Below are 23,110 nucleotides of genomic sequence, written 5' to 3'. Positions count from 1 at the left end.
TTTTCAATAAATAATTTCCTTCCCATTATAACATGGGAGGAACCACGCGCTAGAAGTCGAATCCAATCATTAATGAAACGTAGGGGGCAACGTCATGTATACGTCACGAGGTCAATTGTCAGGATCGAAAGTGTTCAAAGATCCGGTTCATCGATATATATACGTCTATGATCATCTCGTCTGGGAATTGATCAATACGAAAGAGTTTCAACGGTTACGTCGCATCAAGCAGCTCGGGACGTCGTTTTTGACGTTCCACGGGGCCGAGCATACGCGTTTCCATCATTCGCTCGGCGTCTACGAAATCGCCCGACAGCTAATCGATCAGTTCCATGAGTATCCGGAGTGGGATGACCGCAACCGGGAGTTGTTGCTCGCGGCGGCGCTGCTGCACGATGTCGGACACGGTCCGTTCTCGCACGCGTTCGAGCACGTCTTCGCCGTCCGTCACGAGGTGTGGACCGAACGCATCATCCTCGGGGACACGGAAGTGAACAAAGTGCTGTCCGAGATGGGGGTCGGCTTCCCGGAAGAAGTGGCGGCCATCATCAATAAGACACACCCGAACCGACTGCTCGTCAATATCCTCAGTTCGCAACTCGACGTCGATCGGATGGACTATCTGCTCCGTGACGCCCATTTCGCCGGTGTCAGTTACGGTAAGTTCGACCTTGAGCGCATGCTTCGGGTGTTGCGTCCCGATGAGGACCAAGTCGTCGTCAAACAGTCGGGCATGCATACGATTGAGGACTATATCATGCGGCGCTATCAAATGTATTGGCAAGTCTATTTGCACCCGGCGACGCGGTCGAGCGACCTGTTGCTCAAAGCCGTGCTCGAGCGGGCGCAAGAGCTGTACGAGTCGGGCTACGCCTTCGAGATGACGCCGAAGCATTTCTTGCCGATTTTCAATCATGAGGACATGACGCTCGAGCATTACTTGAAGCTCGATGAGACGATCGTCTATTTCTATTTCCAAGAATGGATGGACGAGGCGGACCCGATTTTGGCCGATCTCGCGAGCCGGTTCGTCAACCGCCGCCTGTTGAAGTATAAGAATTTCCCGGAAGCGAACCGCGTCCGCTACATGGACCGCTTGCGTTCGACGATGGAGTCAATCGGGTTGCCGACCCGCTACTACTTACTCGAGGACCAGCTCAGTCAACTGCCGTACGACTTGTATAAAGGGCATGGCAAATACGAAGGCATCTACTTGCAAATGAACGACGGCGACCGTCGCGAAATCTCAGAAGTATCGATGCTCGTCCAATCGATTTTGAACTCGCGCCAGTCAGACGAGAAAATCTATTATCCTGAGGACGTGCTCCTCAATTTGAAAGATTATGCGTCAGAAAAAACATGGATGTTGTCAACGTTACGGGGAGAGTGAATCGTTGAAAAGGAAGTGACACCATGGGAGTTGGCACATTGGTCGGCGGGGTCGGGATCTTCTTGCTCGGGATGATGCTGTTGACGGATACGTTGAAAAACATGGCCGGGGAAAGGCTCCGGCAACGCTTGAACCTGTTGGCAGAGGGACCGGTTTCAGGTGCGTTTCTCGGGGCTACAATGACGACACTCTTCCAGTCGTCGACCGTGACGACGCTCATGACGATCAGTTTCGTCAGCGCCGGTCTGTTGACGTTCACCCAAGCGCTCACACTCGTCATCGGAGCGAACGCGGGCAGCGCGACGACCGGATGGATTGTGGCGCTCTTAGGTTATAACGTGGATATTCGCGAACTGTTGCTCCCGCTCATCGGGGTCGGTATGGCGCTACGTTTGATCGGACGGCGCGTCAAGCGCATCGGTATGCTCATGGTCGGACTCGGTCTGATTTTCGTTGGCATCGGGACACTTCAAGAGGCGATGCGCGACGTCGTCACGTTCTCATTCGCCGGTTGGGAAGCGGACACACCGTTGCATCAACTCGCACTGCTTGGGACAGGATTACTGATGACCGTCCTATTACAGTCTTCGAGCATTGGTCTCGTCTTGACGATGACGGCGCTCGCGACCGATACGGTGACGCTCGCCCAAGCCTGTCTGCTCGTGCTTGGACAAAGCGCCGGGACGAGTCTCGTCGTCGCCATCGGGTCGATCGGAGGCTGGAAGTCGGCCCGCCGCATCGTCTTGGCGCACGTGCTCGTCCACGGCTCGATTTTACTCATCGGCTGGCTGACGTTCCCGCTCTTGTTCGGTGTCGTGAACGGTGTGGCCGATCGCCTCAATTGGAACGAACTGTTGCGGCTCGCCTTGTTCCACACCTCGTTCCATTTGCTCGGGGTGTTCACGTTCCTGCCGTTCCATCAGGCGTTCAGTCGTCAGTTGCTCAAGTGGATCCCGAGCCGGGCGGAAAAGCTGACCCGGTTCCTCGACCCGAATATGGCCCGCATCCCGACGGTCGCGCTCGAGGCGGCCCGGCGCTCGTTGATTGAGATTGAGCGCTATTTAGCCAAAGAGACGCAACTGTTGCTGAACGAGGCACGTAAACGCGACGACGAGCTTCAACTCGTCGAGAAGACGCTCGGCGACGTCCGTGTCTTTTTGAGCACGATTCAATTGGAAGAAGGGCGAGGACGCAACGACTACGGCCAACATCTGTCGCTGCTCCATACAATCGACCACTTGGAGCGGTGGCTGTTCGTCATGCGTGAAGTCGACCCGGTCGACGCGCTCCGCGATACGGACTTCCTGGTCGCGCGTCAGCTCGTCTTGCATGAACTCGACATGGTCGAGACGCTTAACCATCACACGCCCCCGGAAGAGTCGCGGCAGTGGAAGACGGCCTCGAAACAGCTCGCTGAATATCGAAAAGCGCATCGGGCCGAACTGCTCGAGGAGACGGCGGCGAATCAGCTCGAGATGGACCAGACGATTCAAAAAGTCCAGGCGCTCCTCTGGCTCGACCGGATCGGCTATCACGTTTGGCGCGCGACGCGTCATCTGATTAAACCGACCGTCCCGAGTGAGCGATTTGAAGTGAATCTGGAAGATTGAAAAACGACCGCCCTCCAAGATGGAAGGGCGGTCGCTGTGTTTACTTCTTATCTGCGTGCATGACGCCGGCTTGGCCGTAGTGCGTCGCGTCCATCTCTTCGATGAAGACGGTGATGTTTTCTTTCGGGGCGTTCGTCGTCTCGGAGACGGCGTCTGTCACCTTTTCAATCAACGCACGTTTTTGTTCGACCGTGCGACCTGGGAGCATTTTAACCGTTACGTATGGCATCACATTTCCTCCTTTTAGTTCGTTCCCTTTCATTCTAGTGAAAGGTGAGGCAAGTGGAAAGCAGAAAATCGATTGGGCGGACGGTACAAATAAAAAATGCAGGTGCGAAATATGTGAAAACGGGGTAAGGAACAAGACAGACTAGTCGTAGGAGGAACAGGCGGATGAAATGGAAGGGTAGACAAGCAAGTCGAAACGTCGAGGATCGACGGGGGCAACGTGTCGGAGGGAAAGGCATCGCAGGAATCGGTGGGGGCTTTGGTCTCATCTTAGTCATCGTCTTCACACTGCTCAACGGGGGCAATCCGGGCGATATCGTCAACAACATCGGACTCGGAGAACCGGAACAGTCCTCTGGAACGTATGAAGGCTCGGCGCGGGAAGAAGAGATGGCCGACTTCGTGTCGGTCGTGCTAAGGGATACCGAAGAAGTGTGGACCGATATTTTTGCGGAGAACGGATTGACGTATCGGGAGCCGACGCTCGTCATCTATAAAGATCAAGTCGAATCGGCGTGCGGGATTGCCGGATCGGCTGTCGGACCGTTCTACTGTCCGGGTGATCAGAAGTTGTATATCGATTTGAGTTTCTATGATGACCTGAGTCAACAGTTCAATGCACCGGGTGACTTCGCGATGGCGTACGTCGTCGCCCACGAGGTCGGTCACCACGTCCAGACGTTGCTCGGCACGACGGACGAGATTATGCCGCTCCGAAACGAGATGAGTGAGACACAGTTCAACAAATATTTGGTCCGCTTCGAACTCCAGGCCGATTATTATGCAGGCGTTTGGGCCCACCACGCTCAAGGGATGGGTTACCTCGAGTCCGGCGACGTCGAAGAAGCGATGAATGCGGCGCACCAAATAGGGGATGACACCCTTCAGAAACAGGCGCGCGGCTATGTGACACCGGATTCGTTCACGCACGGGACGTCCGAACAACGGAAACGTTGGTTCGATAAAGGGTTCCAAAACGGGACGATTCAAGGCGGCGATACGTTCAACGCTAAAAACTTATAACCATGAGGTCAAGCGATGGCTTGACCTTTTTCCATGTCCAAGTTGGCTTGTGAAGAAAGAATCCGCTATCATGGAAACAGAAACTAGAAGTAGGAAGGGGATGACCCGATGGAATCCTTACTCAAAAAAATCGAATTCGCCAAAAGCGAGATGACGTCCGTGGAGAAAAAAATCGCCGACTATATTTTATCCCACTCGACGCTCGTTCCGAATATGACGACGAAAGAGCTCGCTCAAAAGACGGACGTGTCCGAGGCGAGTATCGTTCGCTTTGCGCGTGTCGTCGGAATCGATAGCTTCAAGGCGTTCAAACTCGCCCTCGTCAAAGACTTGGCGATCACCGAGACGACGCTCACCGATTTCAACGTGTTGCAGCAGAAAGACACACCTTACGATTCGTTTCAAAAAGTCATCCATGTGAACAAAATGGCCATCGAGGCATGTGCCGAGGCGATGGACAAGCGTGAGCTCGAGCATGCGATCGATACGTTCGCCCGAGCGAACCGGGTCGTGTTTTATGGGGTCGGCGGTTCGTCGACGGCCGCCTATGACGCGCAATATAAATTCACAAAGCTCGGATATGCGGCCCAGACATCGCAAGATTTCCATTACATGTTGTCTCTCATTCCGCATCTCGGCCCGAACGACGTTTTCGTCGCCATCAGTACGTCGGGTCGGACGAAAGACGTACTCGAACTCGTCCGCTTCGCCAAGAAAAAAGGGGTGCCGGTCGTCGCCATCACGGACCTCGATAAATCTCCGCTCTATCGAGAAGCGGATGTCCGACTATGCACGCCGAGCGTCGAACGTGATTTCCGGATTGCGAGCATCGCTTCACGGATGACACAGTTGACGATTATCGACACACTTTATATGGGGCTGTTGCACCGAAAAGGCGAGGGATTGATTGATCGCTACGCCGAGGCACGTGACGAGATGGTGAAGTTGCGCCGATGATTCACGTCTATGACCCAACGTGGCGCGATGCGGTGGCGGCGTTCCTCTTACAACAACGGTCGTTCGCGGAATTGAACGGACAGGCGCCCGAAACGTTCCGCGATGAAAACGTGGCCGATTTTGAGACGGAGGAGACCGTCAGCCTCGTCTTTGAGGACGGGGATGTCATCGCCGTCGCCGACTTGTTGAAGCAACACCCGGTCGACGGCTCGCTTTGGCTCGGCCTGTTCGTCGTCGATGAACGGCTGCACGGCACCGGGATTGCGACGCGGTTGTATGAACAGCTCGAACAAACATATATGCGTCCGTTCCAGACGGTGTTCCGACTCGGGGTATTACCTCACAATGAGCGGGCGCGCCGCTTTTGGGAGCGGCAAGGCTATGTGTATGAAAAAGATTCCATCACGGCACGCGGCGATCACGTCCACGTGCTGAAAAAAGTCATCAGCTAAGGCGCTCGGTCCAATAGGGCCGGGCGCTTTTCTATAGATGTATACACGTATAAAAATCTACATGTATACGCCTGACCTATAATGAAATTTTATTTCCTTATTTTTTTAAATAAGTTTGACTTTTAATTTCAAGTTAGTACAATAAAATTAGAGAGAAGAAAGGATGGTGGCGATGTTAGACAAACTGGCTACTGAAAGACGAAATGAACGAACGATGCACTTGGACGAGATGGCGGTCGAGGAGTTCCTTGCAGTGATGAATGAGGAAGATCAATCGGTCCCACACGTCATTCAAGAAGAACTGTCGGTCATTGCCGAAGTGACGAAGCGTGCCATCGCATCCTTCAAACAAGGCGGACGTTTGATTTACATCGGCGCAGGGACGAGCGGACGGCTCGGAATCTTAGACGCGGCGGAATGTGTGCCGACGTTTGGCGTGTCACCGGACATGGTCGTCGGACTCATCGCAGGTGGCGAACGGGCGTTGATTAAAGCGGTCGAGGGAGCAGAGGATAGCAAGGATTTGGCGGTCAATGATTTGAAAGCGCTTCACTTGAATGCATTCGACACCGTCATCGGGATTGCCGCGAGCGGACGGACACCGTACGTCATCGGTGGACTCGATTACGCCCGCGAGGTCGGCGCGACGACAGCCGCGCTATCGTGTAACAAAGGTTCAAAAATCAGCGAACACGCCGAGTTCAAAATCGAAGTCGAGACGGGACCAGAAGTATTGACCGGATCGACCCGATTGAAAGCAGGGACGGCGCAAAAACTCGTCCTCAACATGATCTCGACGGCGTCGATGATTGGGGTAGGGAAAGTGTATCAAAACTTGATGGTCGACGTGCAGCCGACGAACGAAAAGTTGGAAGTGCGGGCCAAACGGATGATTGCGGAAGCGACAGGGGTCGACGAACAGACGGCCGCGCGTTATTTCGATTCATCCGGTGGTCACGTCAAGACGGCGATTGTCATGATTTTAGCCGACGTCCCGCATGCGGAGGCAGTCGAGCGATTAGAGCGTGCGAACGGATTCGTCCGTGACGCATTATAAGGGGGATTCGAGATGAAGAAAGAAGAGGTTCTTGCACATGCGATATTAGAGCATGTCGGGGGGAAAGATAACATTCGTCAACTCGCGCACTGTATGACACGTGTGCGTTTAGCGCTCAAAGATCCGACGAAAGCGGATCTCACTGCATTGAAACAAATCGATGGTGTCATGGGTGTCATCGATGACGAGACGTTGCAAATCGTCGTTGGCCCGGGGACGGTCAACCGCGTGGCGGACCATCTCAGTCGTGAGACGGGGCTCGCCATCGGGGAAGAGTCGGTCGATGCGAATTTGACGCCGGACGAACGGGCGGCCATCGAACGTCAAAAAGTGAAAGACAAACAGAAGTCGCCGTTCAAGCGCTTCTTGCGTCGCTTAGGGAACATCTTTATTCCGCTCATTCCAGGGCTTGTCGCTTCAGGTATCATTAACGGGGGAGCCAACTTCGCGAAGAACGCCGGCGTTGACCCGACCGAAACGTGGATGCAAATCCTCTTATTGCTCGGTAGCACAGTGTTCGCGTATCTCGCCATCCTCGTCGGTTGGAACACGGCCAAAGAGTTCGGCGGGACGCCGGTACTCGGTGCCATCGCCGGGGGGATTCTCTTCAACCCGGTGCTCGCGGACATCACCATTTATGGGGAACCGCTCGTTGTCGGGCGGGGTGGACTGTTCGGGGTCATCTTTGCCGCTTGGCTCATGACGTACATCGAGAAACACGTTCGTCGCTTCATGCCGACGGCGGTCGATATCATCTTTACACCGCTTCTCACGGTCCTCGTCGTCGGTTTCACGGCGCTCTATGCAATCATGCCGGTCGCAGGCATCTTGTCAGACGGGATCATGCAAGGATTGAACGCCGTGCTTGAAGTCGGTGGACCGGTAGCAGGGGCTGTCCTTGCTGGATTCTTCTTGCCGCTCGTCATGGTCGGGTTGCACCACGGACTCACACCGATTCACTTGGAACTCTTGAACACGGTCGGTAACACGGCACTCTTGCCAATCCTGGCGATGGCAGGGGCTGGACAAGTCGGGGCGGCGCTCGCGATTTTCGTGAAGACGCGCAACCAACGTCTCCGTAACATCATTAAAGGGGCCATTCCGGTCGGATTCCTTGGAATCGGCGAGCCGCTCCTTTACGGGGTCACACTCCCGCTTGGCCGTCCGTTCCTGACGGCTTGTATGGGGGCCGCGGTCGGAGGTGCCTTCCAAGCGACGATGAAGACGGCAGCACTCGGGATTGGGGTCTCGGGTCTCTCGCTTACGCCGCTCATCGACAACGGCATGTACTTGACGTACATCGCAGGTCTTGTCATTTCGTATACGGCTGGCTTCATCTTCACGTATTTCTTCGGCTTCAAAGAAGAAATGGCAGACGGGATTTAACAACTGAGGCGGCTCTTTGGAGTCGCCTTTTCATTTGATGAGGAGGAATTTCTGATGAAGGGATTATCGGTTTATTTGAGCGAACCGCTCACACCGCAGTTCAAGATATGGGTCGGACGCATGCGCGAGATTGGCTTCACCTCGATGTTCACGTCACTGCATATCCCCGAGGACGACACGTCGGTGTATACGGAACGGCTTCGTGACCTCGGGACGCTCGCACGAGAACTCGACATGGAACTGTTTGCGGATATCGCACCGACGTCGCTCGCCGCGCTCGGCAAGACGTGGGACGATGCCCATACACTTCTCGATTGGGGCGTGACGGGGCTGCGCGTCGATTACGGCGTGACGCCGAAACAAGTCGCCGACTTGTCGACCCGAATGACGGTCGCCTTGAACGCGAGCACGCTGTCTGAAGCGGAACTCATAGAGATGAAGCAACACGGCCTCGTGACGGACAACGTCGAGGCGTGGCACAACTTCTATCCGCGCCCGGAGACGGGGCTCAATCGTAACTGGTTCGATGCCAAGAACGATTGGCTGAAGCGGCAAGGGTTGAGCGTCCAGGCGTTCATCCCTGGTGACGGGACACTCCGAGGACCGCTGTTCGAACGGCTGCCGACGCTCGAGGACCATCGCCTGTTGTCGACGTTCGCCTGCTACATGGACCTCATGGATTCAGTCGATCGCATCTTAATCGGCGATCCGGGACTCACCGATGAGACGATTGAACAGTTCGCCTCACACGCCGACAAAATGCTCGTTCTTCGGGCCGAAGCGGAGACGACGATTGAGGCCGCCTTCTATCGTGTCCAGACGAACCGGATGGACCCGGCACGTGACGTCGTCCGTTCGGTCGAATCGAGGGGCTATGGACGTCCGGGGGACCGCTTGCTCGAGCCGATGGCAGCAAGACCGCGTCCGCTCGGAACGATCACGGTCGATAATGCGAAGTACGGGCGCTATGCCGGTGAGCTGCAAATCACAAAACGCGATTTGGTGGCAGACGATCGGATCAACGTCCTTGGGCGCGTCATCGAGGCAGACCGGCCGCTCATCCAATCGATCGGACCGGGCACGAAGTTTCGAATCGAGTGGTGTTGACGTTCCGGATTGCCACATTCCCTCGTCTTTGTGTACAGTAGAGAGGGAGGGAATGCCATGAAAGAGATTAATTTTAACATCGTCGCTGACGATTCGACCGATGGCCACGGCGGTTTTGGGGTCGGTTCGCTCAGTTTGAACAATATGTCTCCCGTCATCATCGATGTCGAGGCGGGGACCGCGGTCATCGATATGGGGGCCATGCATGCCAAATCGGCGATCGAGAAACGCATCAAATTTTTGACGGATCCAGAAGCGGTGCCGAACGGCAAACCGTATTGGATTGTCTGGGTCACGGTCGGACGAAAGCCAGAAGGGTTCTATTACGGCGGTGTCGCAGCTTGTGACATGTCGATCGACCTCGAGGCACGGCGCGGCTATAAACTGTTGCCGTATCACGTCAACCAGATGGACAAGTCGCTCAAAGGCCGCATCTTGATTGACATGATGGATGCACCGTCACGCGACGTGCTCGCTGCCTTTTTGAAAGAACATCGTCCTGAAATCTGGGAACAATCGACCGAACTTCAAACCGAGCTTGAGCGTTTGAGCGCCGAGTGAAAAGATTGGACCGTTTCGGTCTCCAATCTTTTTTGTTTTCATGTGCCCCGATTTGGGAACATGAATTTGTTATCATGTTGTGATTTCACCGTAATTGTATGAATATTCAGCATTATGCTATACTAAACGCACTTGTGTAAAAGAGAAAGGGTGACACGATGAGTGAAACTAAGAAAATTATGATTGGGCTACTGTTGGGGGTAGCCGTCGGTTTAGCATTAGCAGGATTACCGGGCAATATTTATGATATGGCCAATACGTATGTCCTCTCGCCAGTCGGAACCGTATTTTTGAACTTAATTAAAATGTTAGTCGTCCCGATCGTCTTCTTCTCGATCATTCTTGGTGTCATGGGTCTCGGTGACCCGAAAGAACTCGGTCGTGTCGGAACGAAATCATTGCTCTTCTTCTTGACGACGACGGCGCTCGCTATCGTCTTGGCGATGGGTGTCGCTTATGTCATCCAACCAGGAGAACGTGGAGATTTCCCGACGACGGGATTAGAGTTTGATGCGTCAGGTTCGGAAGAATCTTCGAATATCGTGCAGACGTTCGTCAACATGATTCCAACGAACCCGGTTCAAGCACTTGCCGAAGGCAATATGCTTCAAATTATCGTCTTCGCGGCACTCATCGGATTCGCGATGATTGCGCTCGGTGAAAAAGCGCGCACATGGCGCCGATTCGTCAAACAAGGTGACCGCATCATGATGTACTTGATTCATTTGGTCATGAAACTTGCGCCGTACGGTGCGTTCGCTTTGATTGCCTCAGCCATCGGTGGCATTGGATTAGAGGCTGTCCAAGCGATGGCATGGTATATGATTGCCGTCGTCTTGACGTTGGCGCTCCATTCAGTCATCGTCTATGGCGGTGCAGTGGCGTTGCTCGGGAAAATGAATCCCGTCTTCTTCTTTAAAAACTTCTATGAGGCGATGACGTTCGCATTCTCGACGTCTTCATCGAATGCGACACTCCCGGTGTCGATGGAAGTGGCTCAAACGAAACTCGGTGTCCCGCGCTCGATTTCGTCGTTCGTCCAACCGCTCGGTGCGACGGTCAACATGGACGGAACGGCCATCATGCAAGGGGTCGCAACGATTTTCATCGCGCAAGTGTTCAATGCTGATTTGACGATGACAGAGCTCTTGACGGTCGTCATCACAGCGGTACTCGCCTCAATCGGGACGGCGGGCGTACCAGGTGTCGGACTTGTCATGCTCGCGCTCGTTTTACAATCCGTCAACTTACCGGTCGAAGGGATTGCCCTGATCATCGGTGTCGACCGGATCCTCGATATGCTCCGGACGTCGGTCAATATTACAGGGGACGCCGCTTGTGCGGTCGTCGTCTCGAAACTCGAAGAGAAACATCTTCCTCCAGTCGACGAAGACTCGTGGGATGAAGTGGACGCAAAATAACCTAAAGGCTGACCCGGTTCATACCGGGCCAGCCTTTTCAAATGAAGTGAGGTTTTAATGAATGGAATGGGAAGTTCTGCCGATCCCGTTGTTTGTCGTGGTCAGCATCATCTTAAACAGCATCATCGCCATCGCGGGCGTGTTGCCGAGCGCCTTTTTGACGGCGCTGAATGTTCAACTGTTAGGGTTCGGACCAGGGGTCGCCGTCTCCATCGTCGGTGAGGCCGTCGGCGCCGTGCTCAGCTTTATCCTGTATCGGCAGGCACTCCATCGCTACACGTCACCGGACGGAAAGCGGCTGCGGCGTCTCCGTGAGGCCGAAAGGGTCGAGGCTTGGTTCCTCGTCCTCGGGCTCCGGCTGTTACCGTTCGTGCCGTCTGGTCTCGTCACGCTGTCGGCCGCCTTCAGCAGGATGTCGCTCCCCTCGTTCGCTGTAGCGAGCACGATTGGAAAAGTCCCGGCGCTCTTGATTGAGGCACTCGCCGTCACGGCCATCCTGACCGTAGCGAGCGGGTGGCAACTCGTTCTCGTCGCCGTTCTCGCCGTTTTATACGTCGTGTGGTGTTTGTCTCAGAGAAGCGGCGAGAAGATATGACAGAACGCTTCGACGAAGCGTTTGCCGTTCGATTTCTTACGTAGCATCGACCAGTCGACGAGAATTGATTCATCGAAGTCGTTCAAGAACGCTTCGTGCAACTCTTGAATGGATGACGTCTCGAACTGGGCGATGGTCATCTCATGGTTCAAATACATGCTCCGAAAATCAAAGTTAGCCGTCCCGACGAGCGCAATCTTGCCATCGATGAGGACGGTTTTTGCGTGGATGAAATGACGATTGTATTTATAAATCCGGATATTCCGTTTGAGCAATTGCTCAAAATAATACTCGGTCGCATGAAAGCTGAACCATTCGTCTCCTTTTCCAGGCACGACGATTCGGACGTCGATGCCGCGCTTGCCGGCGACTTCTAACAGCGCGAGCATTTCGGGAGGCGGAATCAAGTAAGGGGTCGTCATCCAAATCGATTCTTTCGCCTGCATCAACAGAGCCATGAGCCCGTCTCGAATCGTCACATCTTTCCCTGGTGATGTGACGAGCAGTTGCGTCGCCCCGTTTTCTTGTTGCGGCTCATCGATAAAGTATTCCGGTAAGTGTTTGCTGTCGGCAAACAAGTCCCACGTCTCTTTGTCTTCCTCATGACCGGCATACAGCCAATTCTCGACGAACAGGCGCTGCAATTCCCGGACGAGCGGCCCTTCGAGACGCAGATGGGTATCGCGCCAAAATCCGAGCTTTTTATGTTTGCCCAAATATTCATCTCCGACGTTCAGGCCACCCGTGTAAGCGATTCGTCCATCGATGACGATCAACTTCTGATGATTGCGGAAGTTGGCATTAAAGACGAGGAGCGGGTGGACGACCGGGTCGAACGCCTCGACGTGGACACGGGACTCGCGGAGCGGTTCGATGAAATCTTCATTGATTTCCTGACTGCCGAGCCCGTCATACAAGAACCGGACGGTGACGTTCTCATTCGAGCGCTTGATCAAGGCGTCGCGGATTTTGAGCGAAATCTCATCGGTCCGAAACAGGTAATATTGGACATGGATGTGATGCGTCGCTTGCTCGATGTCGTGGAGCACCGCTTCGAACTTGGCCTCCCCGTTGACGAGCAGTTTCGTCGAAGTGTGGCCGTCCGCACCGGTCGCCCCTAGTTTTTCGAGCGTGCGCGTGAGCGGATACCGATCGGACACGTCGTTGGACGTCTCGATGCGTTCCGCTTCAATCGCTTGCCGGAACATGCGAATCTCGGTCGAAGTCCGCTTAATCCGACGATGGCGTCGCGGCGTCCGTCCGAACAATACCCAGGCGAGGGCGCCGAGGAACGGGATGAACAGGACGGCGAGTAGCCAAGCGAGTTTGGCCTGAGGTTGGACCTGGTCGAATAAAATATACCAGCCGACGAGGAGCGGCGCCACGATGGCGAGACCGATCAAGAATGGAATCAATCCGTCCACGGAATAGAGGACGAGGAGAAGGAGGAGGCCGAGTACAATCATGGTGAGGAGTTGCCAGACGCGTCGTTTCAACACGTACACCTTCTTTCTGTTCAGTTGTCATCACTGAATTCATTCCACCGTTTACACATTGTTAATCTAAAATTACGTTTCACGATATGGGCGAAGGGAATTATCGTAACTGTACGACATAACGTAAAAGGGGTGTTAGCGATGAAGAAAAAAGGTGCATTGGCCGCGTCGCTCTTAGCGACAGGCATCATTCTCGGGGCTTGCGGGGGAGCAGACGAAGAACCGATGAACAATGAAGATACGGAAATGCAAGAAGATATGGATGAGGAAGAAGACGATTAAAAAAACGGCCTAGAGCGGATGCTCTAGGCCTTCGTTGCGTCAAAGCGAATACGGGGACGGTTTGCCAAAGTAATAGCCTTGGGCGAGGTCGAATCCGAGTTCACGACAGACGTCGACTTCTTCGGCGCGTTCGATGCCTTCGGCCAGAATCGTGATGTCCATCGATTTGGTCAATTGACGTACGTTTTTCAAGAATGTCCGTTTTTCGGCGTCTTGATCGCAAAACGAGATGTACGACCGGTCGATTTTGACATAGTCTGGTTCGAGGCGTTTCAACATATCGAGCGTCGAGAAACCGGCCCCGACATCGTCGAGGGCGACTTTCATGCCGCGCTTCTTATATGTAGAGAACACGTGCTGCAAGTGGGCCACGTCTTGCACTTTCTCCGTCTCGACGACTTCAAAGATGAAACGGTCGGGACTGAGTCCGTATTGATCGATAATCTCGAACGTGTGTTGCAGACAATAGTCCGGGTTATAAATCGTCGACGGCAAGAAGTTGATGAACGTCTTCTCGTGCGGGGCGACGGCATGATAGGTCGCCTTAATCGCCTCGGCGCGAGCGCGCTGGTCGAGTTTGGAATGCAGGCCGAAACGGTTGGCCGCGCGGAACAGTTCTCCGGGAGAGACGTTATTGCGACTGCGGAGTAACGCTTCGTAACCGAATCGTTCACCGGTATCGAGATGGACGATTGGTTGCAGATGGCTCTCGAATTCACCGTGTTGAATGAGTTCGATCGTATCACGGTTGGCGATTTGTTCGAGCAGATTACTCGCCGAGATGATTGCAGTTTGACGTTTCGTCACTTGATCAACGCAATAGACGTCCTCCTCGACGGTGGAGAGGTGTGCGCTTAATTCATCTAACGATTCATACGGATGGAACGTGTCGTTGACGACGACAAGGCCGCGCTCAAAGAACGGGATGTTCGTGGAGCAGGCGGTACAGGGAGACCACATGTACATTCCTCCTTTCCAAGAGATAAAGTTGGTTCTATTTAGTTTATCGGATAAAACTCACATAAAACTCACACGACGGGACAAATAAATAAAAAAATCGTGCAAAATGCGGGCAGTTTTTGTATACTTCCTATCGTATGAATAAGAAGCGCCTCAAAACGCCACTCGCATACGAACAACTTTTTGAACAGAAAGGGGTTCTATCGATGGACCAAAAATTAAAATTATGGTTTACGGAGCACCAGACAGAAGATTACGGAATCACGTTCCGTGTAAACCACGTTTATGAGAGCGAACAAACGGAGTTTCAACGACTAGAAATGGTCGAAACGGACGAGTTCGGAACAATGTTGTTGCTTGACGGAATGGTCATGACGACGGATAAGGACGAATTCGTCTATCACGAGATGGTGGCTCACGTCCCACTCTTTACGCACCCGAATCCGAAGCATGTGCTCGTAGTCGGCGGCGGAGACGGCGGCGTCATCCGTGAGATTATGAAACACCCATCAGTCGAAAAAGCAGTTCTCGTCGACATCGACGGGAAAGTCATTGAATATTCGAAGAAATACTTACCAAACATCGCAGGCGAACTCGACAACCCACGCGTTGAAGTCATCGTCGGCGACGGCTTCATGCATATCGCTGAGTCTGAGAACGAGTACGACGTCATCATGGTCGACTCGACAGAACCAGTCGGCCCAGCGGCCAACTTGTTCACGAAAGGATTCTACGCCGGAATCTCGAGAGCGCTCAAAGCCGATGGAATCTTCGTCGCGCAGACGGACAACCCATGGTTCACGCCAGAGCTCATCCAGACAGTCCAACGTGACGTGAAAGAAATCTTCCCGATCACGAAGCTCTACACTGCGAACGTACCGACGTACCCGAGCGGCATGTGGACGTTCACAATCGGTTCGAAGCAGTATGATCCGGAAGCAGTGGCTCCGGAGCGTTTCCATGACATCGAGACGAAGTACTACACGCCGAAGCTTCACAATGCGGCCTTCGTCCTGCCTAAATTCGTGGAGGACTTGACGAAATGATTAAACGTTTCGATGAAGCCTATTCAGGCAAAGTGTTCATCGCGAGCCTGCCAGAAGTCGCAGACGCGAAGACGGTCCTTTACGGGATGCCGATGGACTGGACGGTCAGTTTCCGTCCGGGTTCACGTTTCGGCCCGAACCGGATCCGTGAAGTCTCAATCGGGCTTGAAGAGTACAGCCCGTACTTGGATGGGGACTTGAGTGAAGCCGCCGTCTATGACGCCGGTGACATCCCGCTTCCGTTCGGGAACGCACAAAAGTCGCTCGACATGATCGAGTCGTTCGTCAAAGACGTCATCCAAGCAGGCAAGTTCCCGCTCGGTATGGGTGGGGAACACCTCGTCACTTGGCCGGTCATCAAGGCGATGCACGATGCATACGGCGACGATTTCGTCATTCTTCACTTCGATGCGCACACGGACCTCCGTGACGAATACGAAGGCGAGCCGTTGTCGCACTCGACACCGCTCAAAAAAGCGGCCAACTTGATTGGGCCATCGAACTGTTACTCGTTCGGAATTCGTTCTGGGATGAAAGAAGAGTTCGACTGGGTCAAAGAAGTCGGCTATAACATGTATAAATATGAAGTGATCGAACCGCTCAAACGCGTGTTGCCGACGCTCGCCGGGAAGAAAGTATACGTCACGATCGACATCGACGTCCTCGACCCATCGGCAGCGCCGGGAACGGGCACGCAAGAGATCGGCGGCATCACGACGAAAGAGTTGCTTGAAGCGGTCCACGCTATCGCGAACGCCGACGTCGACGTTATCGGGGCCGACCTCGTCGAAGTGTCACCGGCGTACGATCAGTCGGACATGACGGCCATCGCCGCCGCGAAGATCCTTCGCGAGATGATGATCGGGTTCGTGAAGTAACGATGCCGAAAAAAGGTCAGCTCGAGATGGAGCTGAGTGCTCGCATCACCCAATGGGAGAAAGAGTATCTCGGACGCGGTTCCTTGACGTGTAAAGCAGATTTGCTCCGCGACCTGGCGATCGTGACGCTCCAAGGCGTCTTGACCCCGGCCGAGTACGAACTGGCCGCCAAATCGGCCGGACGCGAGCAATTGAAGAAGTACCGCAACAACCTCGTCGAATCCGGTCGGCCTCAGCTCGAGGCCATCGTGCACGACGTACTCGGGCGGCGACTCGTTTCGCTCCATACGGACATCAGCACGAAGACAGGGGAACGCCTCATCGTCTTTCGCCTCGATGCGCCATGGGAGAATGGGATTGACAAGCCGTGACGACGTTTTTACACTAGAAGCAGAGACGGTTCAGGATTGGTGGTGTCCGCGAGACATCCCCGTCGTCCTGAACCGGAGCTGACTAACTACACATCCGACAGTTGTCGGCTAGACGGAGCGAACGCGTTCGAGCCGTCGGCATGCAGCGCACACCTTTCTTTGGTGTGCGCTTTTGTCGTCTAGGAGGAAATGTATGGAACTATTGACGTTTTTATTGACGAGCGCCCCGGTGCTCCTATTCGTGACCGGTGTGATTGCCGCTCTCGGAAAATCGAATTTACGAATCCCGGAGTCGCTCAGCATCACGCTCAACTTGTACTTACTGCTCGCCATCGGGTTGAAAGGGGGAATCGGTCTCGCCTCGGTGTCGATGGACGAGTTGGCACTCCCACTGGCAGTGACGCTCGTCGTCGGCATCATCTTGCCGCTCGTCGCCTTTGGAATCGGCTCGCTACTCAAATTCACGTTCCCGGAACGGATCGCCATGGCGGCCACGTTTGGCTCGGTCTCGCTCGTGACATATGTCGCCGCGACGGCCCAGCTCGAACGTCTTGGTATCGTCTATGAACCGTTCATGACGACGCTCGTCGTCATGCTCGAGATTCCGGGTCTCGTCGTCGCGCTGTTGCTCTACAATCAGAGCCGTGTCCTCGGGATTACGGCGGCCCCGACTCAATCGCTCACGGTCATCCGCGACAGTCTGCTTTCAAAGAGCATTCTGCTGTTGTTGGCCGGTCTCGTCGTCGGAATTGTCACACCGGATACATCAGCGCTCGAACCGTTTTTCATCGACTTGTTCCCGGGCGTCTTGCTCTTGTTCCTGCTCAGCCTGGGCGTCAAGGTCGGTCATCAGTTGAAGGCGGTGCCGTCCTATGGCCTCAAGTTTTTAGTCATTGGCATGACGTTTCCTCTCGTCGGGGCCGTCATCGGTTACATCGCGGCCGGGATGGCCGGACTGTCGGACGGGGGAACGATTCTCTTCATGACGCTCGCCGCGAGTGGGTCGTATATCGCCGCCCCGGCCATGCTTCAGGCGTCGGTGCCCGAAGCGGAACCGTCGTTTTATTTGACGCTCGCCCTCGCTGTCACGTTCCCGTTCAATCTGCTCGTCGGCATTCCATTGTTCATTTCTATCGTCACCTGAAAACAGGCCTGGTCTCCATTCGAGACCAGGCCTGTTTTCATTGATTCACTTTTTGTTCTTCCATACATTTCAACGCTGCCGTCCAGCTGCCGAATAGGGCGTTGATGGTCGACGTGCTCGGCACGTTGCGCCCTTCGGCCCATTTCCGATAATGGAGGATGCTGAAGTGTGATAACTCTTGTTTAGCAACGCGGAGCGCCTCGATGACGTCCTCTTCATCCCATTTCCGCTTCGGCGGGGCGATATCGAGGACGAATAAGGCGTAGCTCCATGACCCGTACTTCCGGGCGATGGTTGCGACCGTCGGATAGCCGCGCTCTTGGGCCCAGATGGCGTAATGCTGAGATGTGAGACGTTCGAGTTCCTCGGACGCTTCAATCAACGCTTGGATAATTCGTTCTTCATTGTTTTTCGCCGCGGTCGTCTGAAGTTTGGCTTCCCGGAGCGCGTTTGACCAAGAGCCGAACCGGCTGCTGATTAACGTCAGCGACGGGGAACGTGTTACTTTCGACCACTCCCGATACGTTTGGCTCGTGAAGAGCGAAAGTTCCTCAGCGGCTTGATTCAATGCCTGAAGGATATCCTCATCTGAATAGTAATGGAACGACATTTGAATTTGGGCGGCGACGAGTGCTTCGCGCCAAGACCCGAACTGGTGGATAACGGTGGAAAGGGACGGTACGTTTTTGGTTTGCGACCAAACGCTGTACCGTTTTGAATCGAGCTCGGCATGTTCTTGAGCAGCTAACTGCAACGCTTGTACGATTTGAGGGCGTGTCCATTTTTTCATCTTGGTGTCTCTCCTTTGGAGGGAGACGCAGCGAGCGTCTCGGAAGGTCTCTTGGTGTGAATGAACAGCTTGTATTGGTTGAAGAGTCAACGAGCTAGTCAAAAAGAATGCGTGCGATCGATGTTTCCCTCCTTACATGATGTTTTAGACGAAATTCAAGATAATGTAAACGATACCCAATTCGGGTTATGTATATTTCCATTTCCCGTTTGTCCGACAATTATTCATTATGTGAAAGAAATCATGATAATAATTTCGTGAACTTCTTTGTTGCCATCCGTGTCGTTCATGAGAAAAAGCTTGTTTTATCTTTAAATTTGTCGAGAAGAGTCGGGTAGTTTACTAGCATCGACGCATCTTTTGCGCATTCCAACCCACACCACGAACGAACAACTCAGACTCTTGGAGGTGCGAACTACCATGGCAACACTTGTGAACGTGTATCGGAAGAACCAACGGAATTTGCTGTTCTTATGTCTCGACATCTTAATCGTCTCATTTGTCCTCTATGTGACGTTCGAATTGCTGTTCTCGACGCTCACGTCGTACGCAGCGCTCGAATCGAGCGAAATGTTGACGATGGTCGGTATCAAAATCATCAGCTTCAGTCTCGTCGGGACGGTGTTAAAAATCCATCGCATCGACTGGCGCTACGCCTCGGTCCATGAGATGAAACAAGTCGCCATCGCTTTACTGAGCAGTGACTTGGTGTTGTACGCCTACAACCAGTTCCACTTCGGGGCAGGGCTCGGCATGATGATTGCCGTCCAAGGGTTGCTCGCCTTCAACTTGATTTTATTCACGCGATTCTTGGCTCGTAACCACGTCTTCGATGTGTTCAAACCACACTCCAACCACCCCGGACGAAAAGCGCTCATCATCGGCGCCGGTGATTCGGGCCAGTTGATCGTCCGTGAGTTAAAAGAACATCGCACGACCGTCCTCTGCGTCGTCGGACTGCTCGATGACGATCCACATCTTCAATCGCTTTACGTGCACGGGGTGCCGGTGCTCGGGATGACGGACGATTTAGAGCGAATCATCCAAGAGCATGGGATTGAAGTCGTGATTTTGGCCATCCCGAGCCTGTCCTATGCGCGACGCCTGGCCTTGCTCAAACGGATTGAGAAGACGGGCGCAGAATCCCATGCGTTACCGATGATTTCGGAGCTCGCGACCGGGAAGGTGTCCATCAGTGAAATCCGTGAAGTGAAAATCGAGGACTTGCTCGGCCGAGAGCCGGTCCAGTTGGACATATCTGGAATATCTAGTCATGTGGAAGGCGCGACGGTACTCGTCACAGGTGCCGGTGGATCGATCGGTTCGGAACTGTGCCGCCAGCTCATCAAATTCGCCCCGGCTGAAATGATTCTCCTCGGTCACGGCGAGAACAGTATTTATTTGATTGAACGAGAGTTGCGCGAACTCGGGATGGAGACGGTGCTTCATCCCGTCATCGGGGACGTGCAGGACGAGGCCCGGCTTGAAGAGGTGTTCCGGATGTATAAACCGGACATCGTCTATCACGCCGCCGCCCACAAACACGTTCCTCTCATGGAGGGCAACCCGCTCGAAGCCGTCAAAAACAATATTTACGGAACGAAACATATGGTCGACGTCGCGGCCCGGCATAAAGTAAATCGCTTCATCATGATCTCGACGGATAAGGCGGTCAACCCGACAAATGTGATGGGTTCGACGAAACGCATCGCCGAGATGGTCGTTCAAGAGAAGGCACGTGCCAGCGACACGATTTTCGCGGTCGTGCGCTTCGGGAATGTCCTCGGCAGCCGCGGCTCGGTCGTCCCGCTGTTTAAAGAACAAATTTTACGCGGGGGACCGGTCACCGTCACCGACGCCGAGATGACCCGTTACTTCATGACCATTCCGGAAGCGAGTCGCCTCGTCATTCAAGCGAGCGTCTTAGCGCGAGGCGGTGAAGTGTTCGTGCTCGATATGGGTGACCCGGTCAAAATCATCGATTTGGCGAAAAAGATGATCGAGTTGAGCGGCTTCACGACCGACCAAATCGGCATCGAGGTTACAGGGATTCGCCCCGGTGAGAAGTTGTACGAAGAACTGTTGGCTGAAAGTGAGCTCGGTCCGGAAGCGAACGTCTTCCCGAAAATCTTCGTCGGTCAGACCCGCCCGTTCAAAACCGTCTCCTCCGTCTTGCATCTGATTGAAACGTTCCGCGATGACCGTGACGCGTTGATGTATCTGTTGCTGTTCATCGCCAACAGTGACGACCTCGACCGAGACATCGAACGGCTGTTCACACACGGAGTGAAACGAATGCGTCCTCATATCGCCGCGTCACGTCTCGCCGATGGGAACTGAACGCCACTATGAGCGAGGAGGGGAGAACGATGGTCGATCAAACAGTGCTCATCGTCGGCGTCGCCAGTTTTCAAGGGTTCCATCTGGCACGTCGACTGTTACAAGAAGGGTTTGATGTCGTCGGCATCGATGATGAGGGACGACACAAGACGAGAATCGCCAAACAACGTCTCTACGTCTTGACGCACCCGCAGTTTCAATTGATTCGTACAACACTCGCGAACAAGACGGTCATGCGTAGCATGTTGAATCGACATGACCCGCATCACATCATCTTATGTTCGACCCGTACCGTCGACGACCCGCTCGAACGTTATGAGCTGATGAAGCGATATATCGCACTGCATACGAAACGTGTGCCGCTCAAGTCGTTCATCACGTTTGACCTCCCGATACAGGAAGTGAACGAAGAAGGTCCCGCCATCCATCTTTTCACGGAAGACGTCTTCGGCCCTTGGGACGATGCCACGACACTCGTATCCAAAGCAATCGTCGCCGTCGACCGCGGGGTTCGTCTCTCCGGCTATTATGCGACGGATATCATCAACGTCTCCTATATCGACGACGTCGTCGAGTCGGTCGTTCGACTATTGCGTTTGGTTCAAACGGGGCTGTCGCCCGTCGGTTACTTTCAAATCCCGGCCTCGGACTACGTGAACGTTCAAACGTTACTGTCCGATGTCGGCCATATCCTCAACAAGTCAGCCAAGACGTCGCTACCGATGCGGGCATCGGTGCTTCGCCAGTCGGACACCCCGACGCTCGATACGTTGATCGGCTTCAGCCCGAGCACATCGTTATTTGAAGGGCTCGAGCAAGTCGTCGACTGGTATATCTCGTATAAAAACATGATGAAGGAGGGCATCAAATGAACATCTTATTATCGAAGCCGCATATGTCCGGACGTGAGATGGCTTATATCGAAGAGGCGTTCGCGAGCAATTGGATTGCACCGCTCGGCCCGAACGTCAATGCGTTTGAAGCGGAAGTGGCTGCATATGCGGACCATCCTCACGCCTTGGCGACAAGTTCGGGCACGGCCGCCCTCCATTTAGCACTACTTACTCTCGGTGTCGGGACAAATGACACAGTCTTCTGTCAATCGCTCACGTTCGTGGCATCGGTCAACCCGATCCGTTATGTCGGGGCGATCCCGGTCTTTATCGATTCGGAAACGACGACGTGGAACATGTCGCCGGACGCGCTCCGGAAAGCGTTCGTCCAAGCGGCGACGAAAGGGAAACTTCCGAAAGCAGTCATCGTCGTGCATCTCTATGGCGTCGTCGCGAAAATAGGTGAGATTCGCCACATTTGCCGCGAGTATGGTGTCCCGCTGATTGAAGATGCGGCCGAATCACTTGGGTCGACATGGCACGGGCAGATGACGGGCACGATCGGCGACATCGGCTTCTATTCGTTCAACGGCAACAAAATCATCACGACCTCAGGCGGCGGCATGCTCATGGTGCCGAATGCGGAAACGAAACAGTTAGCGCTCAAGTTGGCCACGCAAGCCCGGGAAGACGCGCCGCATTATGAGCATGAACAAGTCGGTTACAACTATCGATTGAGCAATGTCTCGGCCGGTATTGGTCGGGGACAGCTCGAAGTGATTGAACAGCGTGTCCAAGCGAGACGTCGCGTCTTCGCCCGCTACGAGCGCATGTTCCGGCAACTGGGGACGACGTATCAACAAGAGGTCCCGTATTCGCGGGCCAACCGTTGGCTCACGGCCATGCAATTGGACCAAACCGAATTGCATCGTGACACGTTGATGCAGCGGCTCGCCACGGCCGGGATTGAATCGCGTCCTGTCTGGAAGCCGATGCACTTACAGCCCGTCTTCCGCGATGCGGAATACGTGTCGGTCGACGGAGAAGACGTCAGTCGCCGACTCTTCGAAAACGGCATCTGTCTTCCGTCAGGGTCTGATTTGACGCTCGGAGAACAACAGCAAGTCATCCAGACGGTACTCGATACACGTACAATCGTGACCGAACAAAGTGTCTGAGGAGG

Annotated in this window: 23 protein-coding genes; 19 read left to right on the top strand and 4 right to left on the bottom strand. The window is 54.1% G+C overall.

All coding sequences use genetic code 11. The features are described from left to right. The first annotated feature begins 94 nt into the window (after nt 1-94). Nucleotides 95-1,390, top strand: coding sequence for an HD domain-containing protein (locus KNP85_RS06805; protein ID WP_058764890.1), 1,296 nt, complete (start codon nt 95-97; stop codon nt 1,388-1,390). Between the two features lie 23 nt (nt 1,391-1,413). Further along, nucleotides 1,414-3,000, top strand: coding sequence for a Na/Pi cotransporter family protein (locus KNP85_RS06800; protein ID WP_214802353.1), 1,587 nt, complete (start codon nt 1,414-1,416; stop codon nt 2,998-3,000). A 40-nt stretch (nt 3,001-3,040) separates the two neighbouring features. Here KNP85_RS06800 and KNP85_RS06795 read toward each other — a convergent pair whose 3' ends face one another. Next, nucleotides 3,041-3,229: a 2-hydroxymuconate tautomerase gene (locus KNP85_RS06795; RefSeq protein WP_012727443.1), complete on the bottom strand. Its 189-nt coding sequence runs from the start codon at nt 3,227-3,229 to the stop codon at nt 3,041-3,043. Nucleotides 3,230-3,393: 164 nt separating this feature from the next. On the opposite strand from KNP85_RS06795, the gene ypfJ reads away from it, so the two are divergent. From ypfJ to KNP85_RS06750, 9 genes are all read left to right on the top strand, one after another. Continuing rightward, on the top strand, nt 3,394-4,251 hold the full coding sequence (ypfJ, locus tag KNP85_RS06790) for a KPN_02809 family neutral zinc metallopeptidase (protein ID WP_021066055.1): 858 nt from the start codon (nt 3,394-3,396) through the stop codon (nt 4,249-4,251). A 108-nt stretch (nt 4,252-4,359) separates the two neighbouring features. After that, nucleotides 4,360-5,208: a MurR/RpiR family transcriptional regulator gene (locus KNP85_RS06785; protein WP_021066056.1), complete on the top strand. Its 849-nt coding sequence runs from the start codon at nt 4,360-4,362 to the stop codon at nt 5,206-5,208. Then, nucleotides 5,205-5,660 (top strand): GNAT family N-acetyltransferase, encoded by a 456-nt coding sequence (locus KNP85_RS06780; protein WP_021066057.1) that lies wholly within the window; start codon nt 5,205-5,207, stop codon nt 5,658-5,660. The genes KNP85_RS06785 and KNP85_RS06780 overlap by 4 nt, the downstream gene beginning before the upstream one ends. Before the next feature lie 163 nt (nt 5,661-5,823). Continuing rightward, complete coding sequence (murQ, locus tag KNP85_RS06775) at nt 5,824-6,717, top strand: N-acetylmuramic acid 6-phosphate etherase (protein WP_256442315.1); 894 nt, start codon at nt 5,824-5,826, stop codon at nt 6,715-6,717. Between the two features lie 12 nt (nt 6,718-6,729). Continuing rightward, entirely contained in the window at nt 6,730-8,103 is a 1,374-nt protein-coding gene (locus tag KNP85_RS06770) for a PTS transporter subunit EIIC (protein WP_029594632.1), read from the top strand. A 54-nt stretch (nt 8,104-8,157) separates the two neighbouring features. Next, nucleotides 8,158-9,210 carry a DUF871 domain-containing protein gene (locus KNP85_RS06765; protein ID WP_214802350.1) on the top strand — a complete coding sequence of 351 codons (1,053 nt, stop codon included), beginning with the start codon at nt 8,158-8,160 and terminating at the stop codon, nt 9,208-9,210. Between the two features lie 57 nt (nt 9,211-9,267). Next, nucleotides 9,268-9,771: a YwhD family protein gene (locus KNP85_RS06760; protein ID WP_021066061.1), complete on the top strand. Its 504-nt coding sequence runs from the start codon at nt 9,268-9,270 to the stop codon at nt 9,769-9,771. Nucleotides 9,772-9,929: 158 nt separating this feature from the next. Then, on the top strand, nt 9,930-11,192 hold the full coding sequence (locus KNP85_RS06755; protein WP_214802347.1) for a dicarboxylate/amino acid:cation symporter: 1,263 nt from the start codon (nt 9,930-9,932) through the stop codon (nt 11,190-11,192). A 61-nt stretch (nt 11,193-11,253) separates the two neighbouring features. After that, nucleotides 11,254-11,787 carry a TVP38/TMEM64 family protein gene (locus KNP85_RS06750; RefSeq protein WP_214802344.1) on the top strand — a complete coding sequence of 178 codons (534 nt, stop codon included), beginning with the start codon at nt 11,254-11,256 and terminating at the stop codon, nt 11,785-11,787. Here KNP85_RS06750 and cls read toward each other — a convergent pair. Then, nucleotides 11,763-13,286, bottom strand: a complete 1,524-nt coding sequence (cls, locus tag KNP85_RS06745) for a cardiolipin synthase (protein WP_353048923.1) — start codon at nt 13,284-13,286, stop codon at nt 11,763-11,765. The two genes, KNP85_RS06750 and cls, sit on opposite strands and share 25 nt — an antisense overlap. A gap of 138 nt (nt 13,287-13,424) precedes the next feature. On the opposite strand from cls, the gene KNP85_RS06740 reads away from it, so the two are divergent. Further along, complete coding sequence (locus KNP85_RS06740; RefSeq protein ID WP_021066065.1) at nt 13,425-13,565, top strand: hypothetical protein; 141 nt, start codon at nt 13,425-13,427, stop codon at nt 13,563-13,565. Nucleotides 13,566-13,604: 39 nt separating this feature from the next. Here the strand turns inward: KNP85_RS06740 and KNP85_RS06735 are convergent, their stop codons facing one another. After that, nucleotides 13,605-14,525 (bottom strand): EAL domain-containing protein, encoded by a 921-nt coding sequence (locus KNP85_RS06735; protein WP_021066066.1) that lies wholly within the window; start codon nt 14,523-14,525, stop codon nt 13,605-13,607. 206 nt (nt 14,526-14,731) lie between these two features. Between KNP85_RS06735 and speE the strand changes: the two genes are divergently transcribed. From speE to KNP85_RS06715, 4 genes are all read left to right on the top strand, one after another. After that, nucleotides 14,732-15,571, top strand: coding sequence for a polyamine aminopropyltransferase (gene speE, locus KNP85_RS06730; protein ID WP_029594637.1), 840 nt, complete (start codon nt 14,732-14,734; stop codon nt 15,569-15,571). Continuing rightward, on the top strand, nt 15,568-16,449 hold the full coding sequence (speB, locus tag KNP85_RS06725) for an agmatinase (RefSeq protein WP_021066068.1): 882 nt from the start codon (nt 15,568-15,570) through the stop codon (nt 16,447-16,449). Before speE ends, speB begins: the two co-directional genes overlap by 4 nt. 2 nt (nt 16,450-16,451) lie before the next feature. Then, on the top strand, nt 16,452-16,820 hold the full coding sequence (locus KNP85_RS06720; protein ID WP_021066069.1) for a Na-translocating system protein MpsC family protein: 369 nt from the start codon (nt 16,452-16,454) through the stop codon (nt 16,818-16,820). Nucleotides 16,821-17,013: 193 nt separating this feature from the next. Beyond that, nucleotides 17,014-17,964 (top strand): sodium-dependent bicarbonate transport family permease, encoded by a 951-nt coding sequence (locus KNP85_RS06715; protein ID WP_214802338.1) that lies wholly within the window; start codon nt 17,014-17,016, stop codon nt 17,962-17,964. A 37-nt stretch (nt 17,965-18,001) separates the two neighbouring features. Here KNP85_RS06715 and KNP85_RS06710 read toward each other — a convergent pair whose 3' ends face one another. Continuing rightward, a complete protein-coding gene (locus KNP85_RS06710; protein WP_214750987.1) occupies nt 18,002-18,754 on the bottom strand; it encodes a homing endonuclease associated repeat-containing protein in 753 nt (250 codons plus the stop codon). 420 nt (nt 18,755-19,174) lie between these two features. On the opposite strand from KNP85_RS06710, the gene KNP85_RS06705 reads away from it, so the two are divergent. The 3 genes from KNP85_RS06705 to KNP85_RS06695 are packed head-to-tail and all read left to right on the top strand — an operon-like array spanning nt 19,175 to nt 23,105. Continuing rightward, on the top strand, nt 19,175-21,094 hold the full coding sequence (locus tag KNP85_RS06705; RefSeq protein ID WP_214802336.1) for a polysaccharide biosynthesis protein: 1,920 nt from the start codon (nt 19,175-19,177) through the stop codon (nt 21,092-21,094). A 29-nt stretch (nt 21,095-21,123) separates the two neighbouring features. Beyond that, entirely contained in the window at nt 21,124-21,966 is an 843-nt protein-coding gene (locus KNP85_RS06700) for an NAD-dependent epimerase/dehydratase family protein (protein WP_214802333.1), read from the top strand. Continuing rightward, nucleotides 21,963-23,105, top strand: coding sequence for a DegT/DnrJ/EryC1/StrS family aminotransferase (locus tag KNP85_RS06695; protein WP_214802330.1), 1,143 nt, complete (start codon nt 21,963-21,965; stop codon nt 23,103-23,105). Before KNP85_RS06700 ends, KNP85_RS06695 begins: the two co-directional genes overlap by 4 nt. Nucleotides 23,106-23,110 lie beyond the last annotated feature (5 nt).

It is taken from the genome of Exiguobacterium sp. s194, assembly GCF_018618275.1.
GTDB lineage: Bacteria > Bacillota > Bacilli > Exiguobacteriales > Exiguobacteriaceae > Exiguobacterium > Exiguobacterium chiriqhucha.
The sequence above is the reverse complement of the archived record's forward strand: the minus strand, read 5'-3'. Positions and strand labels throughout refer to the sequence as shown.

Excerpts from the sequence above, each read along its gene's own strand:
- KNP85_RS06805 (WP_058764890.1), top strand. The coding sequence starts at position 95 with ATGTATACGTCACGAGGTCAATTGTCAGGATCGAAAGTGTTCAAAGAT.
- KNP85_RS06800 (WP_214802353.1), top strand. The coding sequence starts at position 1,414 with ATGGGAGTTGGCACATTGGTCGGCGGGGTCGGGATCTTCTTGCTCGGG.
- KNP85_RS06795 (WP_012727443.1), bottom strand. The coding sequence starts at position 3,229 with ATGCCATACGTAACGGTTAAAATGCTCCCAGGTCGCACGGTCGAACAA.
- ypfJ (WP_021066055.1), top strand. The coding sequence starts at position 3,394 with ATGAAATGGAAGGGTAGACAAGCAAGTCGAAACGTCGAGGATCGACGG.
- KNP85_RS06785 (WP_021066056.1), top strand. The coding sequence starts at position 4,360 with ATGGAATCCTTACTCAAAAAAATCGAATTCGCCAAAAGCGAGATGACG.
- KNP85_RS06780 (WP_021066057.1), top strand. The coding sequence starts at position 5,205 with ATGATTCACGTCTATGACCCAACGTGGCGCGATGCGGTGGCGGCGTTC.
- murQ (WP_256442315.1), top strand. The coding sequence starts at position 5,824 with ATGGTGGCGATGTTAGACAAACTGGCTACTGAAAGACGAAATGAACGA.
- KNP85_RS06770 (WP_029594632.1), top strand. The coding sequence starts at position 6,730 with ATGAAGAAAGAAGAGGTTCTTGCACATGCGATATTAGAGCATGTCGGG.
- KNP85_RS06765 (WP_214802350.1), top strand. The coding sequence starts at position 8,158 with ATGAAGGGATTATCGGTTTATTTGAGCGAACCGCTCACACCGCAGTTC.
- KNP85_RS06760 (WP_021066061.1), top strand. The coding sequence starts at position 9,268 with ATGAAAGAGATTAATTTTAACATCGTCGCTGACGATTCGACCGATGGC.
- KNP85_RS06755 (WP_214802347.1), top strand. The coding sequence starts at position 9,930 with ATGAGTGAAACTAAGAAAATTATGATTGGGCTACTGTTGGGGGTAGCC.
- KNP85_RS06750 (WP_214802344.1), top strand. The coding sequence starts at position 11,254 with ATGGAATGGGAAGTTCTGCCGATCCCGTTGTTTGTCGTGGTCAGCATC.
- KNP85_RS06740 (WP_021066065.1), top strand. The coding sequence starts at position 13,425 with ATGAAGAAAAAAGGTGCATTGGCCGCGTCGCTCTTAGCGACAGGCATC.
- KNP85_RS06735 (WP_021066066.1), bottom strand. The coding sequence starts at position 14,525 with ATGTGGTCTCCCTGTACCGCCTGCTCCACGAACATCCCGTTCTTTGAG.
- speE (WP_029594637.1), top strand. The coding sequence starts at position 14,732 with ATGGACCAAAAATTAAAATTATGGTTTACGGAGCACCAGACAGAAGAT.
- speB (WP_021066068.1), top strand. The coding sequence starts at position 15,568 with ATGATTAAACGTTTCGATGAAGCCTATTCAGGCAAAGTGTTCATCGCG.
- KNP85_RS06720 (WP_021066069.1), top strand. The coding sequence starts at position 16,452 with ATGCCGAAAAAAGGTCAGCTCGAGATGGAGCTGAGTGCTCGCATCACC.
- KNP85_RS06715 (WP_214802338.1), top strand. The coding sequence starts at position 17,014 with ATGGAACTATTGACGTTTTTATTGACGAGCGCCCCGGTGCTCCTATTC.
- KNP85_RS06710 (WP_214750987.1), bottom strand. The coding sequence starts at position 18,754 with ATGAAAAAATGGACACGCCCTCAAATCGTACAAGCGTTGCAGTTAGCT.
- KNP85_RS06705 (WP_214802336.1), top strand. The coding sequence starts at position 19,175 with ATGGCAACACTTGTGAACGTGTATCGGAAGAACCAACGGAATTTGCTG.
- KNP85_RS06700 (WP_214802333.1), top strand. The coding sequence starts at position 21,124 with ATGGTCGATCAAACAGTGCTCATCGTCGGCGTCGCCAGTTTTCAAGGG.
- KNP85_RS06695 (WP_214802330.1), top strand. The coding sequence starts at position 21,963 with ATGAACATCTTATTATCGAAGCCGCATATGTCCGGACGTGAGATGGCT.